General features: G+C 67.6%; 14 protein-coding genes. 6 read left to right on the top strand and 8 right to left on the bottom strand.

Features of this window, described 5'->3' with window-relative positions; all coding sequences use genetic code 11:
* Nucleotides 1–106: 106 nt before the first annotated feature.
* The gene (locus tag QXH22_RS23845; protein WP_371934179.1) at nucleotides 107–1,315 is read left to right on the top strand and encodes an IS110 family transposase; all 1,209 of its coding nucleotides are present in this window, start codon (nucleotides 107–109) and stop codon (nucleotides 1,313–1,315) included.
* Between the two features lie 5 nt (nucleotides 1,316–1,320).
* On the opposite strand, the gene QXH22_RS23840 is transcribed toward QXH22_RS23845, so the two are convergent.
* The 4 genes from QXH22_RS23840 to QXH22_RS23825 are packed head-to-tail and all read right to left on the bottom strand — an operon-like array spanning nucleotide 1,321 to nucleotide 7,781.
* The gene (locus QXH22_RS23840) at nucleotides 1,321–3,303 is read right to left on the bottom strand and encodes a biotin carboxylase N-terminal domain-containing protein (RefSeq protein WP_306277205.1); all 1,983 of its coding nucleotides are present in this window, start codon (nucleotides 3,301–3,303) and stop codon (nucleotides 1,321–1,323) included.
* A gap of 5 nt (nucleotides 3,304–3,308) precedes the next feature.
* Nucleotides 3,309–4,904, bottom strand: a complete 1,596-nt coding sequence (locus QXH22_RS23835; RefSeq protein WP_306245867.1) for an acyl-CoA carboxylase subunit beta — start codon at nucleotides 4,902–4,904, stop codon at nucleotides 3,309–3,311.
* Between the two features lie 49 nt (nucleotides 4,905–4,953).
* The gene (locus QXH22_RS23830) at nucleotides 4,954–6,102 is read right to left on the bottom strand and encodes an acyl-CoA dehydrogenase family protein (RefSeq protein ID WP_306245865.1); all 1,149 of its coding nucleotides are present in this window, start codon (nucleotides 6,100–6,102) and stop codon (nucleotides 4,954–4,956) included.
* Nucleotides 6,099–7,781, bottom strand: a complete 1,683-nt coding sequence (locus tag QXH22_RS23825) for an acyclic terpene utilization AtuA family protein (RefSeq protein WP_306277371.1) — start codon at nucleotides 7,779–7,781, stop codon at nucleotides 6,099–6,101. The genes QXH22_RS23830 and QXH22_RS23825 overlap by 4 nt, the downstream gene beginning before the upstream one ends.
* 263 nt (nucleotides 7,782–8,044) lie before the next feature.
* Here QXH22_RS23825 and rpmF point away from each other — a divergent pair, with 263 nt between their 5' ends.
* The 5 genes from rpmF (at nucleotide 8,045) to QXH22_RS23800 (ending at nucleotide 12,846) form a co-directional block, all read left to right on the top strand.
* A complete protein-coding gene (rpmF, locus tag QXH22_RS23820; protein WP_055576903.1) occupies nucleotides 8,045–8,218 on the top strand; it encodes a 50S ribosomal protein L32 in 174 nt (57 codons plus the stop codon).
* A gap of 261 nt (nucleotides 8,219–8,479) precedes the next feature.
* Nucleotides 8,480–9,166: a two-component system response regulator MprA gene (gene mprA / locus QXH22_RS23815; RefSeq protein WP_055576902.1), complete on the top strand. Its 687-nt coding sequence runs from the start codon at nucleotides 8,480–8,482 to the stop codon at nucleotides 9,164–9,166.
* A complete protein-coding gene (locus QXH22_RS23810) occupies nucleotides 9,166–10,722 on the top strand; it encodes a HAMP domain-containing sensor histidine kinase (protein ID WP_306245862.1) in 1,557 nt (518 codons plus the stop codon). Before mprA ends, QXH22_RS23810 begins: the two co-directional genes overlap by 1 nt.
* 115 nt (nucleotides 10,723–10,837) lie before the next feature.
* Nucleotides 10,838–12,301, top strand: a complete 1,464-nt coding sequence (locus QXH22_RS23805) for a S1C family serine protease (RefSeq protein ID WP_306245860.1) — start codon at nucleotides 10,838–10,840, stop codon at nucleotides 12,299–12,301.
* The gene (locus tag QXH22_RS23800; protein WP_065045409.1) at nucleotides 12,301–12,846 is read left to right on the top strand and encodes a molybdenum cofactor biosynthesis protein B; all 546 of its coding nucleotides are present in this window, start codon (nucleotides 12,301–12,303) and stop codon (nucleotides 12,844–12,846) included. The genes QXH22_RS23805 and QXH22_RS23800 overlap by 1 nt, the downstream gene beginning before the upstream one ends.
* A 6-nt stretch (nucleotides 12,847–12,852) precedes the next feature.
* Here QXH22_RS23800 and mscL read toward each other — a convergent pair whose 3' ends face one another.
* The 4 genes from mscL to QXH22_RS23780 form a co-directional block, all read right to left on the bottom strand.
* Nucleotides 12,853–13,317 carry a large-conductance mechanosensitive channel protein MscL gene (gene mscL, locus QXH22_RS23795; RefSeq protein ID WP_306245857.1) on the bottom strand — a complete coding sequence of 155 codons (465 nt, stop codon included), beginning with the start codon at nucleotides 13,315–13,317 and terminating at the stop codon, nucleotides 12,853–12,855.
* Between the two features lie 65 nt (nucleotides 13,318–13,382).
* Nucleotides 13,383–14,051: an SAF domain-containing protein gene (locus QXH22_RS23790; protein ID WP_306277204.1), complete on the bottom strand. Its 669-nt coding sequence runs from the start codon at nucleotides 14,049–14,051 to the stop codon at nucleotides 13,383–13,385.
* A gap of 62 nt (nucleotides 14,052–14,113) precedes the next feature.
* The gene (locus tag QXH22_RS23785; protein WP_306245853.1) at nucleotides 14,114–14,446 is read right to left on the bottom strand and encodes an FmdB family zinc ribbon protein; all 333 of its coding nucleotides are present in this window, start codon (nucleotides 14,444–14,446) and stop codon (nucleotides 14,114–14,116) included.
* Between the two features lie 75 nt (nucleotides 14,447–14,521).
* Nucleotides 14,522–15,115, bottom strand: coding sequence for a 5-formyltetrahydrofolate cyclo-ligase (locus QXH22_RS23780; RefSeq protein WP_306277203.1), 594 nt, complete (start codon nucleotides 15,113–15,115; stop codon nucleotides 14,522–14,524).
* Between the last annotated feature and the right edge of the window lie 40 nt (nucleotides 15,116–15,155).

Below are 15,155 nucleotides of genomic sequence, written 5' to 3'. Positions count from 1 at the left end.
CCCGCGACGACTCGACCGCTAATTGAGAGATGCGATTTGATCGCTGTGTAAGGACGTGACGGCGTGGTCGTCTGCTGGGTTGGTCGGACCGATAGCGAGCAGGGAGGTGGTTGTGGCACAACCGTTGTGGGCTGGGGTTGATGGTGGGAAATCGGACCACTATTGCGTGGTCATCGATGCCGACGGGAAGCGGCTGCTGTCGCGGCGGGTGGCCAATGACGAATCCGCGCTGCTGGATCTGATCGGCGCGGTCCAGACGCTGGCTGATGGTGGTGAGCTGACCTGGGCGATCGATTTGAATGCCGGTGGGGCGGCATTGCTGATCACCTTGCTGATCGCCGCCGAGCAACGGCTGCTCTATATTCCGGGGCGCACCGTGCACCATGCCTCGGGCGGTTACCGCGGGGAAGGGAAAACCGACGCTAAAGACGCCGCCGTGATCGCCGATCAGGCGCGGATGCGCCGCGACCTGCAACCGCTGCGAGCCGGGGACGACATCGCTGTGGACTTGCGGATCCTCACGGCCAGGCGCACCGATTTGGTGGCCGATCGCACCCGGGCGCTCAACCGGTTGCGCGCCCAGCTGCTCGAATATTTCCCTGCCCTCGAGCGTGCCTTCGACTACAGCGCCAGCAAGGCCGCGCTGACCCTGCTCACTGGGTATCAAACACCCGACGGGCTGCGTCGCGCCGGTGCCGCCCGGCTCGCGCTCTGGCTGCGTAAGCGCAAGGCCCGCAACGCCGATGCCATTGCCGCTGCCGCTATGGAGGCGGCTAACGCCCAACGCACCGTCGTACCCGGACAGCAAGTGGCCGCGGCCTTGGTGGCCCGGCTGGCCGAGGAGGTGATGGCCCTCGACACCGAAATCGGCGACACCGAAGCGATGATCGAGGAGCGATTTCGCCGCCACCGCCACGCCGAAATCATCCTGAGTTTGCCCGGCTTCGGCGTCACCCTTGGTGCCGAGTTCCTGGCCGCCACCGGCGGGGACATGAGCGCTTTTGCTAACCCCGACCGCCTGGCCGGCGTCGCGGGGCTGGCCCCAGTCCCGCGCGACTCCGGACGCATCAGCGGCAACCTCAAACGCCCCCGCCGCTACAACCGACGTCTGCTGCGGGCCTGCTACCTGGCTGCCCACATCGCCATCCGCACCGACCCGGCATCGCGGACTTACTACAACCGCAAACGCGCCGAGGGAAAACGCCACACCCAAGCCGTGCTTGCCCTTGCCCGACGACGCCTCAACGTCCTGTGGGCAATGCTGCGCGACCACAAGCCATATCAACCCACCGCACCTAGCGCTGCGGCGGCTTGACAACTTCATTGAGAATCTCCTTCTGATTCAGGCGCTTCCACTCTGGCCAGTACAGCGCCCACCTCGACTTGCTGGCCCGTTTGCACATTGATCTCGGTGAGCACGCCGTCGTTCGGCGCGGTGATGGTGTGCTCCATCTTCATGGCTTCCAGCCAGATCAGCGGCTGCCCGGCGGTGACGGTGGCGCCGACCTCGGCACCGATCCGAATGACGTTGCCGGGCATGGGCGCAACCAGCGATCCCTGTTCGACGGCCGATCCCGGTTCGGGGAACCGCGGCACGACCGCCAGGTGCACCGGGCCGCGCGCGGAGTCGACGTAGACGTCATCGCCGAACCGGGCGACGGCGAAACTGACGGCCACCCCGTTCTCGGCCAGTACCACTTGCTCAGGTGATGCGGACACAAGCTGCACCGACGTGTCGTGTGGCAACACCAACGAGGTTCGGGTGAAGCGGTATTCGACACGTTGTTCGGTGTCGGTGTCGTCCCGGTAGGTCTTGACCTGATAACCGGAGGACAGATTGCGCCAGCCGGAGGGCAGTGAGCCCAACGCCCCGGCGGTGGCCCGGTTGTGCGCGGCGTCGGCCAGTGCGGCGGCGATCGCCGACATCCGCACCGTTGCCGTGTCGGCCAGCGGCGCCGACAGTTCGGCCAGGCCGTGCGTGTCGAAAAACGCGGTGTCCGTGGCCCCGTCGAGGAAAGCCGGGTGCCGCAGCACGTTGACCAGCAGCTCGCGGTTGGTGCGCAGGCCGTGTACCTGGGCGCGGGCCAGCGCGTCGGCGAGCACCAGCGCAGACTGCCGCCGGGTCGGTGCGTAGGAGATGACCTTGGCCAGCATCGGGTCGTAGAAGATCGACACCACCGAGCCGTCGACGATCCCGGAATCCAGCCGGATCCCGGTCCGGTGCCCCAGCGAGCTGAACTCGGTGCGCACCGACGGCACGTGGATGCTGTGCACCGTCCCGGCCTGGGGCTGCCAGCCGTGCGCGGGATCCTCGGCGTAGAGCCGCACCTCGATCGAATGTCCCTGCGCTGCAGGGGGTTCGGCACCCAGATGGCCACCGGCGGCGACGTCCAGCTGCAGCTCGACCAGGTCCAGACCGGTGGTCTCCTCGGTGACCGGGTGCTCGACCTGCAGGCGGGTGTTCATCTCCAGGAAGAAGAACTCGCCGTCATCATCGGCGAGAAACTCCACCGTTCCGGCGCCGGTGTAACCGATCGCGCCCGCGGCCAGCCGAGCGGCCTCGAACAACCTGTCGCGCATGCCCGGGGTGCGTTCGACCAACGGTGACGGCGCCTCTTCGATCACCTTCTGGTGCCGGCGCTGGATCGAGCATTCCCGCTCGCCCACGGCCCACACGGTCCCGTGCGTGTCGGCCATTACCTGCACCTCGATGTGGTGCCCGGTCGGCAGATAACGCTCGCAGAAGACCGTCGGGTCGCCGAACGCGGACTGCGCTTCGCGTTGCGCCGCCTCGACTTCGCCCGCCAGCGCGGACAATTCGCGCACCACACGCATACCGCGCCCACCGCCGCCGGCGGATGCCTTGACCAGCACCGGCAGCTGAGCCTGCGTCACAGTGTCCGGGTCGAGCTCCTCGAGCACCGGCACCCCGGCTGACGACATCAGCTTCTTGGACTCGATCTTGGACCCCATCGCACGCACCGAGTCCACCGGTGGTCCGACCCAGGTCAGACCGGCTTCCTGCACGGCTGCCGCGAATTCGGCGTTCTCGGAGAGAAATCCGTAGCCGGGGTGCACGGCGTCGGCACCTGCCGCGCGTGCCGCGGCGATGATGGCCTCGGCGTTGAGGTAGTCATTGGTCTGCGCCAACCGCACCCGGGCGTCGGCCTCGGCGACATGCGGGGAGGCGGCGTCGGGTTCGGTGTAGACGGCGACGGTGCCGATACCCAGCCTGCGGCAGGTGGCGAACACCCGCCGGGCGATCTCGCCGCGGTTGGCAACCAGTACTTTCGAGATCCCCATGAAGCTCACATCCGGAAGACGCCGAAGTTCGACGTCCCCTTGATCGGGCCATTGGCTATGGCGGACAGACATATTCCCAGCACGGTGCGGGTGTCGCGCGGGTCGATCACCCCGTCGTCGTAGAGCATTCCGGACAGCACCAACGGCAGCGACTCGGCTTCGATCTGGCCTTCGACGGCGGCCCGCATCGCCGCGTCGGCCGCCTCGTCGACCTGCTGGCCGCGGGCCTCGGCGGCCGCCCGGGCCACGATGGATAGCACCCCGGACAGCTGCGCCCCGCCCATGACGGCGGATTTGGCGCTGGGCCAGGCGAACAGGAACCGCGGATCGTAGGCGCGGCCGCACATGCCGTAGTGGCCCGCGCCGTATGAGGCGCCGATCAGCAGCGAGATGTGCGGCACGGTCGAGTTGGACACGGCGTTGATCATCATGGAGCCGTGCTTGATCATGCCGCCCTCTTCGTAGTCCTTGCCCACCATGTAGCCGGTGGTGTTGTGCAAGAACAACAGTGGCGTGTCGGAGCGGTTGGCCAGCTGGATGAACTGGGTGGCCTTCTGCGATTCCTCGCTGAACAGCACGCCGCGTGCGTTGGCCAGAATGCCGATCGGGTAGCCGTGCAGTTGCGCCCACCCGGTCACCAGCGACGAGCCGTAGAGCGGCTTGAACTCGTCGAAGTCGGAGCCGTCGACGATGCGGGCGATCACCTCACGCGGATCGAACGGGATGCGCAGGTCGGCCGGCACGATGCCGATCAGTTCCTCGGTGTCGAAGAGCGGCTCGGTGACCGGCTTGGGCTTCGGCCCTTGCTTGGCCCAGTTGAGCCGGGCCACGATGCGGCGCCCGATGCGGATCGCGTCCAGCTCGTCGTGCGCAAAGTAGTCGGCCAATCCCGAAATGCGGGCGTGCATTTCGGCCCCGCCCAGGGACTCGTCGTCGGATTCCTCACCGGTGGCCATTTTGACCAGCGGGGGACCGGCCAGGAACACCTTGGAGCGCTCCTTGATCATCACCACGTGGTCGGACATGCCGGGCACGTACGCGCCGCCCGCGGTCGAGTTGCCGAATACCAGTGCGATGGTGGGGATTCCGGCGGCCGATAGCCGGGTCAGGTCGCGGAACATCCGTCCGCCCGGGATGAAGATCTCCTTCTGGGTCGGCAGGTCGGCGCCTCCGGACTCCACCAGAGAGATCACCGGAAGCCGGTTCTCGAAGGCGATCTGGTTGGCTCGCAGGATCTTTTTCAGCGTCCAGGGGTTGCTGGTGCCGCCTTTGACCGTGGGGTCGTTGGCGACGATCATGCACTCGACACCCTCGACGACGCCGATGCCGGTAACCGTGCTGGCCCCGACCTTGAATGCGCTGCCCCAGGCCGCCAGTGGACTCAGTTCCAGAAACGGTGAGTCGGGATCGACCAGCAACTCGATGCGTTCGCGTGCAGTGAGCTTGCCACGAGCATGATGACGCTCAACGTATTTCGGCCCGCCGCCGTCGACGGCATTGGCGAACTCGGCGGCGATCTCGTCGAGCTTGGTGGTCGACGCGGCGGCCGCCTCGGTGAAGGTGGGCCCGTTCGGGTCGAGGGTGGACTTCAGAGCGCTCATGACCAGCTCCGACGATGCAGCGCGGAGCGATGAGGAGGAGGAGGTGTAATCATGACTGGTATCCCAGGAGTTTGGCGGCCAGCGCAGTGAGGATTTCGGTGGTGCCGCCGCCGATTCCCAGGATGCGCATGTCGCGGTACTGGCGCTCGATCTCGGATTCGGCCATATAGCCCATGCCGCCGAATAACTGGACGGCCTGGTTGGCCACCCACTCACCGGCCTCGACGGCGGTGTTCTTGGCGAAGCAGACCTCGGTGATCAGATTGGTGTCACCTTCGATCTGGCGCTCCACCACTCGGCGCGAGTACACCCGCGCGACGTCGATGCGGCGCGCCATCTCGGCGAGCGTGTTCTGCACCGACTGCCGTGAAATCAACGGGCGGCCGAAGGTCTCGCGGTCGCGGCACCACTGCGCGGTGATGTCCAGGCAGCGCTGCGCACTCGAATACGCCTGGGCGGCAAGGGCGATACGCTCGGAAACGAAGGCCTGGGCGATCTGGGCGAAGCCGGTGTTCTCCACCCCGACCAGGTTCTCCACCGGAACCCGCACGTCGGTGTAGGACAGCTCGGCGGTGTCCGAGGAACGCCAGCCCATCTTGTCCAGCTTGCGCGACACCTCGAAGCCCGGCGTGCCCTTGTCCACCACGATCAGCGAAACCCCTGCCGCGCCCGGGCCGCCGGTACGCACCGCGGTCACCACGAAGTCGGCGCGCACCGCGGAGGTGATGTAGGTCTTGGCGCCGTTGATCACATAGTGGTCGCCGTCTTTGACCGCAGAGGTGCGCAGGTGTCCGACGTCGGATCCGCCGCCGGGTTCGGTGATGGCCAGCGAGCCGATCTTCTCGCCGGCCAACGTCGGCCGCACGTAGGTGTCGATCAATCGCTGGTCGCCCGAAGCGATCATGTGCGGCACCGCGATGCCGCAGGTGAACAGCGACGCGAAAACGCCTCCGGGAGCGCCTGATTGGTGCATCTCCTCGCAGATGATCACCGCGTCGGCACCGTCGCCGCCACCGCCACCCACCGACTCCGGAAAGTTCGCGCCCAGCAGGCCCGCCTCGCCGGCGCGCCGGTGCAGGTCCCGCGGCAGGTCGCCGGTGCGTTCCCACTCGTCGATGTTGGGCAGCACCTCGCGTTCGGCGAAGGTGCGCACCGTCTTTCGCAGCTGTTCGCGCTCGGGTGTGGTCCAGATGTTCATAGAAACTTCTCCGGAATGTCGACGTGACGGCTGCGCAACCATTCGCCCAGCCCCTTGGCCTGCGGATCGAAACGGGCCTGGTAGGCCACGCCCTGGCCGAGTATGTCCTCGATCACGAAGTTCACCGCCCGGATGTTGGGCAGCACGTGCCGGGTGACCGGCAGCTCGGCCGCTTCGGGTAGCAGCTTCTTGAGCAGCTCTACGGTCAGCGTGTTGGCCAGCCACCGCCACTGTTCGTCGGTGCGGACCCACACCCCCACGTTGGCCGAGCCGCCTTTGTCGCCGCTGCGGGCGCCGGCGATCAGGCCCAGCGGCGCGCGACGGGTGGGCTCACCGGTCAGCGGTTCGGGCAGCTCAGGGGCGTTGGCCGACTCCAGCACCAAAGTCTCGGTGGCGCAGGGAATGTCGACGCGCGTGCCGTCGGCGTGCACGGCGACGTGCGGCACCAGCCGGGCGTCGACGTAGCCCGGGGTGTAGACGCCGTACACCTGGCCGTCACCCGGCGGGGCGGTGGAGGTGAAGCCCGGGTAGCTGGCGAGCGCCAATTCGACTGCGGCGGCGGAGAATTTGCGTCCCACATTCGCCGGGTCCGGGTCGCGGACCACGCAACTCAGCAACGCGCTGGCGCCCTGCTCGGTGTCGGCGTCGGGGTGGTCGGTGCGGGCCAGCGTCCATTCCAGCTCGGCGGGCTTGACCGTCAGCGTGGCTTCCAGCTGGCGGCGCACCAACTCTGCCTTGGCGTCGATGTCCAGGCCGGTCAGCACGAACGTCATCGAATTGCGGAAGCCGCCGATGCTGTTCAGGGACACCTTGAGCGTCGGCGGTGGCGGTTCACCGACCACGCCGCTGATACGCACCCGGTCGGGACCGTCGGGGGAGAGGTGGATGCTGTCCATCCGGGCTGTCACATCCGGGTTCGCATAGCGGGCGCCGGTGATCTCGTACAGCAGTTGGGCGGTGACGGTGTCGACGCTGACCAGGCCGCCGGTGCCGGGGTGCTTGGTGATCACCGACGATCCGTCCTCGAAGACCTCGGCCAGGGGAAAGCCCGGGTAGGTCAGGTCGGCGATCTCGGTGAAAAACGAGAAGTTGCCGCCGGTCGCCTGGGTGCCGCATTCGATGACGTGTCCGGCGACGACCGCACCGGCGAGTTGGTTGTAGTCGGTGCGTCCCCAGCCGAAGTGTGCGGCGGCCGACCCGACGATCACCGAGGCGTCGGTGACCCGGCCGGTGACCACGACCTCGGCTCCGGAGCTCAGGCAGTCAGCGATCCCCCAACCGCCCAGGTACGCGTTGGCGGTCAGCGGCGAGCCGAGTCCGAGTCCGTCCGCGCGCGCTTGTAGGTCGTCGCCTTCCACGTGGGCCACCCGCGCCGGGATGCCCAGGCGTTCGGCCAACGCGCGCACCGCGGCCGCGAGTCCCGCGGGGTTGAGGCCGCCGGCGTTGGTAACGATGCGCACGCCGCGCTCGTGGGCCAGTCCCAGACACTCTTCGAGCTGGGTGAGGAAGGTCTTGGCGTAGCCGCGTTCGGGATTCTTCATCCGGTCCCGACCCAGGATCAGCATGGTCAATTCGGCCAGATAGTCGCCGGTGATGTAGTCGACTTCGCCGCCGGTGAGCATCTCGCGCATCGCGGACAGCCGGTCGCCGTAGAAACCGGAGCAGTTCGCGATACGCACGGCACCAGAAGGGGCCTCGGAAGACAATGGGCCCGTCCTCCCTCCATTGGGACGATTCGGCGGCCGGATCAACCAACCAACCGGTAGGTTAGCGGGTGCGGGAGGCGCCGCGTCAACCGGCTCAGCGCACCGCTGTCCGAGGCCATTTTGGTGACCAGCGGGTCCACCCACTACCCTTGAGGTCAACCGTCGCCGTCCGGCCGCAATGCCATGGAGCGCGACACGCCCGACCAGAAGCCCCACACGAGGAGTTAGGCCCGACCATGGCCGTACCTAAGCGCAGAATGTCGCGCTCGAATACCCGCAGCCGGCGTTCGCAGTGGAAGGCCACCGCGACCGGGCTGGTCAACGTGAACGTAGCCGGCCAGAAGCACAAGGTGCCGCGTCGCCTGCTCAAGGCTGCCCGTCTCGGTCTGGTGGACCTCGACAAGCGCTGACGTCCCGTCAGTCACAACCGTCGCAGGAGTTTCTGCGCCGGTGGGCATCATGTCGCCCGCCTCAGAGCGACAACTCCGCTGTCCCAGTGAGCCGGGCATCTTTCCCGGTGAGCCGGGCATCCGTCGTTGTGAGCCGGGCACGAAGTGCTTCGGTTCGGCCAGTGAACAGCGTGACGGATGTGACGTGCTTAGCACCCTGAAATGCGCCATCGCGGCGCGCCTCTCAGGCCGCTCTCAGGCCTTCGTACGAAACTAGGCTCCGTGCGAATACTTGTCGTCGACGACGATCGTGCCGTGCGCGAGTCGCTGCGCAGGTCGCTCTCCTTCAACGGCTACTCCGTGGAGTTGGCCCATGACGGGGTTGAGGCGCTCGAACTGATCGCCAGCGACCGGCCCGACGCCGTGGTGCTGGATGTGATGATGCCGCGACTGGACGGCCTCGAGGTGTGCCGGCAGCTGCGCAGCACCGGCGACGACCTGCCCATCCTGGTGCTCACCGCGCGCGACTCGGTCTCCGAGCGGGTTGCCGGCCTGGACGCCGGTGCCGATGACTACCTGCCCAAGCCGTTCGCGCTGGAAGAACTCCTGGCGAGGATGCGCGCCCTGCTGCGTCGCACCAAGCCCGAAGATGCTGCCGAGTCGGTGGCGATGACTTTCTCGGACCTGAGCCTGGACCCGGTAACCCGCGAAGTCATCCGCGGCCAGCGCCGGATCAGCCTCACCCGCACCGAGTTCGCCCTGCTGGAGATGTTGATCGCCAACCCGCGACGGGTGCTGACCCGCAGCCGCATTCTCGAGGAAGTGTGGGGATTTGACTTCCCCACCTCGGGTAATGCGCTGGAGGTGTACGTCGGCTATCTGCGCCGCAAGACCGAGGCCGACGGCGAGCCGCGGCTGATCCACACCGTGCGCGGGGTGGGTTACGTGCTACGCGAAACGCCGCCCTGATGACCTGGTTCCGCCGCCCTGGCCGCCCTGGCCGCGCCGGCCGCGCACCGCTGCGGGCGACCAGTTCGCTGTCGCTGCGCTGGCGGGTGATGCTGCTGGCGATGTCCATGGTGGCGATGGTCGTGGTGCTGATGTCCCTCGCCGTTTACGCGGTGATCTCCGCCGCGCTCTACAGCGACATCGACAACCAGCTGCAGAGTCGTGCGCAACTGCTGATCGCGAGCGGGTCGCTGGCGGCGGATCCCGGCAAGGCGATCGAAGGCACCGCGTACTCCGACGTCAACGCGATGCTGGTGAACCCCGGCAAATCCATCTACACCGCCAACCAACCGGGCCAGACCCTGCCGGTGGGCGCGCCGGAGAAGGCCGTCATCCGCGGCGAGTTGTTCATGTCCCGGCGCACCGCCTCCGATCAGCGGGTGCTGGCCATCCACCTCAACAACGGCAGCTCGCTGCTCATCTCCAAGAGCCTCAAGCCCACTGAGCACGTGATGAGCAAACTGCGTTTCGTCCTGCTGATGGTCGGCGGGGTCGGTGTGGCGATTGCGGCCGTGGCCGGTGGCATGGTGACCCGAGCCGGGTTGCGCCCGGTGGGCCGGCTCACCGAAGCGGCCGAGCGGGTCGCCCGAACCGACGACCTGCGCCCCATCCCGGTATTCGGCAGTGACGAACTGGCCAGGCTCACCGAGGCGTTCAACCTGATGCTGCGGGCGCTGGCCGAATCCCGGGAGCGGCAGGCCCGGCTGGTTACCGACGCCGGCCACGAATTGCGCACCCCGCTGACGTCGCTGCGCACCAATGTCGAGCTGCTGATGGCCTCGATGGCGCCCGGAGCGCCCCGGCTGCCGGAGCAGGAGATGGTCGACCTGCAAGCGGATGTGATCGCGCAGATCGAGGAATTGTCCACGCTGGTAGGCGATTTGGTGGACCTCACGCGCGGGGACGCCGGCCATGCCGTGCACGAGCCGGTGGACATGGCCGAGGTCATCGATCGAAGCCTGGAGCGGGTTCGGCGGCGCCGCAACGATATTCACTTCGATGTCGAGGTGGTCCCCTGGCAGGTGTACGGCGACTCCGCGGGTCTGTCGCGCGCGGCGCTGAACCTGATGGACAACGCGGCCAAGTGGAGTCCACCCGGCGGGCACGTGGGTGTCACGCTGCGCCAGCTCGATCCGTCGCACGCCGAGCTGGTGGTGTCCGATCGGGGGCCGGGAATCCCGCCGCAGGAACGACGGCTGGTGTTTGAACGCTTCTACCGCTCGACGTCGGCACGGGCGATGCCGGGTTCGGGCCTGGGCCTGGCGATCGTCAAGCAGGTGGTGCTCAACCACGGCGGGTCGTTGCGCGTCGAAGACACCGAGCCCGGCGGCCAACCCCCGGGAACGTCGATCTATGTGCTGTTACCCGGGCGTCCGATGCCGGCCGCCGCACACCCGTCGTCCGGCGCCGTGGCGGAGCGCGATGCGGGAACCGACACGCGGGGGACCTCCGTTAGACGTACTGCGGACAGCGCAAAATCACGGGGATCCACGAATGTCATCTCAGTCGATTCTTAGTCCGCGCACGCAAGGTAGTTGGCAGTTAGTGTTGAAATTCAGCGTCATGCAAGCAACGCATGGCCGAGTCGGCTTGAAGTAAGCCCCCAAGGTAGAGGAAGAACGTTTTAGCGACATGACGAATCACCCGAGGTATTCGCCACCGCCGCAGCAGCCGGGATACGGTGCCACGCAGAGTCAGCCGGTGCCGCCCGCCTATGCCCAGGGGCAGCAGAGCTACAACCAGCAGTTCGACTGGCGGTACCAACCCCAGCAGCAGTACCGGTCCTCCTATGACCCGCTCAGCGGCACCGGAGCGGGCCCGATACCCACCGGGTCCGGTCCCATTCCGGGCAACACGGGCGGGGGCCCGATCCCGGGCGGCACCGGTTCCCGGCCGATACCGGGCGCCACCGGTGCCGGTCCGATGCCGACCGGCCCCGGGCCGATCCCCGGAATGATGCCGCCGATGTCCCCGCCGCCCCGGCAGCGGCGGCGCTCGGCCGGGCTGATCTTCGGTGCGCTCGCCATCGCGGTCGTTTCCGCCGGCATCGGCGGCGCGGCCGCGACGGTGGTGGAACTCGGTCACCAGTCCGGCGCCAGCCGCGGCACCACCGCGGCCTCGGGTGGGGCGCCGGGTGTGCCGGCGGCCAACATGCCGCCCGGGTCGGTGGAGCAGGTGGCGTCCAAGGTCGTACCCAGCGTCGTCATGCTGGAGACCGATCTGGGCCGGCAGTCCGAAGAGGGTTCCGGCGTCATTCTGTCGGCTGACGGGCTGATCCTGACCAACAACCACGTCGTCGCCGCGGCCGCCAAGCCGCCGGCCGGAAGTCCGCCGCCGAAGACGACAGTGACCTTCTACGACGGTCGTACCTCGACGTTCACCGTGGTCGGGGCCGACCCGACCAGCGACATCGCCGTGGTCCGGGTGCAGGGCGCCTCCGGTCTCACCCCGATCGCGATCGGGTCCTCGGCGAGCCTGAAGGTCGGTCAGCCCGTGGTGGCCATCGGTTCACCGCTGGGTCTGGCGGGCACGGTCACCACCGGCATCGTCAGCGCGCTCAACCGGCCCGTCTCGACCACCGGTGAGGCCGGCAACCAGAACACCGTGCTGGACGCGGTTCAGACCGACGCGGCGATCAACCCCGGTAACTCCGGTGGTGCGCTGGTCAACATGAACTCGCAACTCGTCGGCATCAACTCGGCCATTGCCACGTTGGGCGCCGACTCCGGGGACGCGCAGAGCGGCTCCATCGGTCTGGGCTTCGCGATCCCGGTCGACCAGGCCAAGCGCATCGCCGACGAACTGATCAGCACCGGCAAGGCGACCCACGCCTCGCTGGGCGTGCAGGTCACCACCGACAAGGGTGTTCCCGGCGCGAAGGTGATGGAGGTCGTGGGCAACGGCGCGGCAGCCAACGCCGGCGTCCCCAAGGGTGTCGTCGTCACCAAGGTCGACGACCGTCCGATCAACAGCGCCGACGCGCTCGTCGCCGCGGTGCGCTCCAAGGCGCCCGGCGACAAGGTGGCGCTGACATATCAGGATCCGGCCGGCGGCAGTCGCACGGTGCAGGTCACGCTCGGGAAGGCGGACAGTTGATGAAGGTCGAAGGGCAGCTCTCCGACCTCGGTTATACGGTTGCACCCATGGAACAGGGTGCGGAGTTGGTAGTCGGGCGGGCACTCGTCGTCGTCGTGGACGACCGGACTGCGCACGGCGACGAGGACCACAGCGGGCCGTTGGTCACCGAGTTGCTCACCGAAGCCGGGTTCGTGGTCGACGGTGTGGTGGCGGTCGAGGCTGACGAGGTCGAGATCCGAAATGCGTTGAACACGGCCGTGATCGGCGGGGTGGACCTGGTGGTGTCGGTCGGCGGTACCGGGGTGACGCCGCGCGACGTCACCCCGGAGGCCACCCGCGACATCCTGGACCGGGAGATCCTGGGCATCGCCGAAGCGATCCGCGCCTCGGGCCTGTCCGCGGGAATCACCGACGCCGGCCTGTCGCGCGGGCTGGCCGGGGTCTCGGGCAGCACGCTGGTGGTCAACCTGGCCGGCTCGCGCTACGCCGTGCGCGACGGCATGGCGACGCTCAACCCGCTGGCCGCGCACATCATCGGCCAGCTGTCGAGCCTGGAGATCTGAGGCGGCTCAGTTCTCGGCGCGCGGTCCGTGTTCCGGGGGTCCTGACAGCGGTACACCTGATGGCGCCCCGCCGTGCCTGCCTGAGGAGCTGCCGTTGGTCTGCGCGAGCAGGTCACGGATCTCTTCGAGGAGGACGACCTGCGCATCGTCGGCCTGCTCGACCTCGCCCTTCTTACGCAGCTTGCTGTAGGGCAGCACGATCAGGAAGTACAGCACCGCCGCGACCAGGATGAAGTTGATCGCCGCCGAGAGCACGTCATTGAGGTTGATGAATTGATTGGTGCCCGGGATCTGTTGTTTGAGGATGCCGTGCTCCTCTTTCTGGTCCATGCCGATCGAGCTCACCAGTGGGTTGACGACGCCATCGGTGAAGCTTTTGACCAACGTGGTGAACGCCGCCCCGATGACCACCGCTATCGAGAGGTCGACGATGTTGCCCCGCGAGAGAAACTCCTTGAACCCTTTGAGCATGGGGATGTCCCTTCTTGATCGGACAGGCTTTGCTGCCGACCACGCGCTCAGCGGTGGCTGAGTACTCAGTGCAGGGTGAGGGTGACCGTCTGACCTAGCGCCGAGCCAGCCACCGTGTTCGCCACGCGAGCCGGCAGCGCAACCAAGACTACGCGGTCTGCTTCGCTGGACCGCAGTTTCTCTTTCGCCGACACGAGCACCACCACGGCGTCGGTGGCGATCACCTTGCTGACCGCCGGTGTGGGTTGCCGGAGTTCGCCGCCCGGGGCGGCCAGCACGTCGACGACGTCTCCGACCCGGATCAGGTCGATCAGCGCGCCGTCGGCCAGGTGCAGGGGCACGATCCGCGCCCCGGGGCCGGCGGTCGACTCGGCCAGCCTGCTGCCCAGCAACCGGACATCGGTGAGCACCTCGCCGCGACGCGTGGGACTGGCCAGCGTCGCACCGGCCACCCGCCCGGGGTCAGTTATCGATCCGTCGGGAACCGTTGTCGGCGAGCGCTTTTCGACGCGAACATCGCCTTCGTTGAGCGCGGTGCCGGGACCGATGTCGCGGGCGGCCACCACGACATCGACGCGGTCGCCCTCCGGGTCGGAGCGCAGCGCCGCGATACCGGACAGCACCACCAGTCCGCCCGCGGCGATTCGCCGGGCCCGGACGGTTCTGGTCCAGTCCGGACGCAATGTTGTCGCGATGCGACTGAGCAGGGTCGGATTCAGCGAAGGTTCCCGCACGCCGTCACGCTAGGCGCGCGGACACACCGGTCATTGCCGGTGCGAACGTCAGTTGTGGATAACTAGCTCGATGCGGCCGCGGTGGACGCGGTGCTGCTGCCGGCCTTCTCGCCGGAGCTCGAGGACTTGCTTTCGCTGGACGTGGAGCTGGACCCCGAGTCGCCCGAGCTGGAACTCGACGACGAGCCGTTGGAGGATCCCTTGTCCTTCTTGCCGGCCTCGCGGCTGTCGGTGCGGTAGAAGCCGCTGCCCTTGAACACGACTCCGACCGAGTTGAAGAGCTTGCGCAGCCGGCCAGAGCACTTCTCGCAGGTGGTCAGCGCGTCCTCGGTGAAGGCCTGCACCTTGTCGAAGCGGTCTCCGCATTCGGTGCACACGTAGCTGTACGTCGGCACAAAAACCTCCGGATGATGTTAAGTCTGAGTTAGCACTCTACCGTTTCAAGTGCTAGAACCGCCACGTGGTGAGGATCATTCCCGGGTGGGGAGCGTCACGAGTCCGCGTCCGGGCGTGAGGGCGTGCGTCATCGGGACGTCGTGCGGCTCTGAGGGCAACTCGTCGACGAGCTCGCTGTCCCGCACGATCGCCACCAGACGCGACTGCGGGTCACGGAAGCCCAGGGAGCGGTCGTAGAAGCCGCTGCCCCGCCCCAACCGCGTGCCGCGGCGGTCGACCGCGAGCGCCGGCAGCAGCACCAATTCCGCCTCGGCCAAAGCGGATTCCGGCAGCCAGGGCTCCGGTGGTTCCTTCAGGCCCCATAGTCCGGTGATGAGTTCACCGGCGCAGTACCGGCCCCACAACAACGGCAGCGGCTCCTCGTCGTGCGTGATGCGGGCCACCGGCAGCAGCACCCGGTCCGCGAACTGCAGCAGTTCATTGAGCATGTCGACGGTGCCCGGCTCCGAACCCACTGGCACGTATGCGCACACGGTGCTACCGGGCGTCACGACCGCCTCGAGGTGGCTGCGCAGCATCCGTGCTTCGGCGCGGTGCTGTTCATCGGTGACGAGGCGCCGCGCCGCGCTGATCCGTCGCCGCCAGGCCGACTTGGTCGCGGTAGCCATGGCGTCAACGATGTCAGACCACCGGGTCAGACCATTGGCG

Origin of the sequence: Mycobacterium sp. TY814, from assembly GCF_030755175.1 — a bacterium.
Lineage (GTDB): Bacteria > Actinomycetota > Actinomycetes > Mycobacteriales > Mycobacteriaceae > Mycobacterium.
The sequence above is the reverse complement of the archived record's forward strand: the minus strand, read 5'-3'. Positions and strand labels throughout refer to the sequence as shown.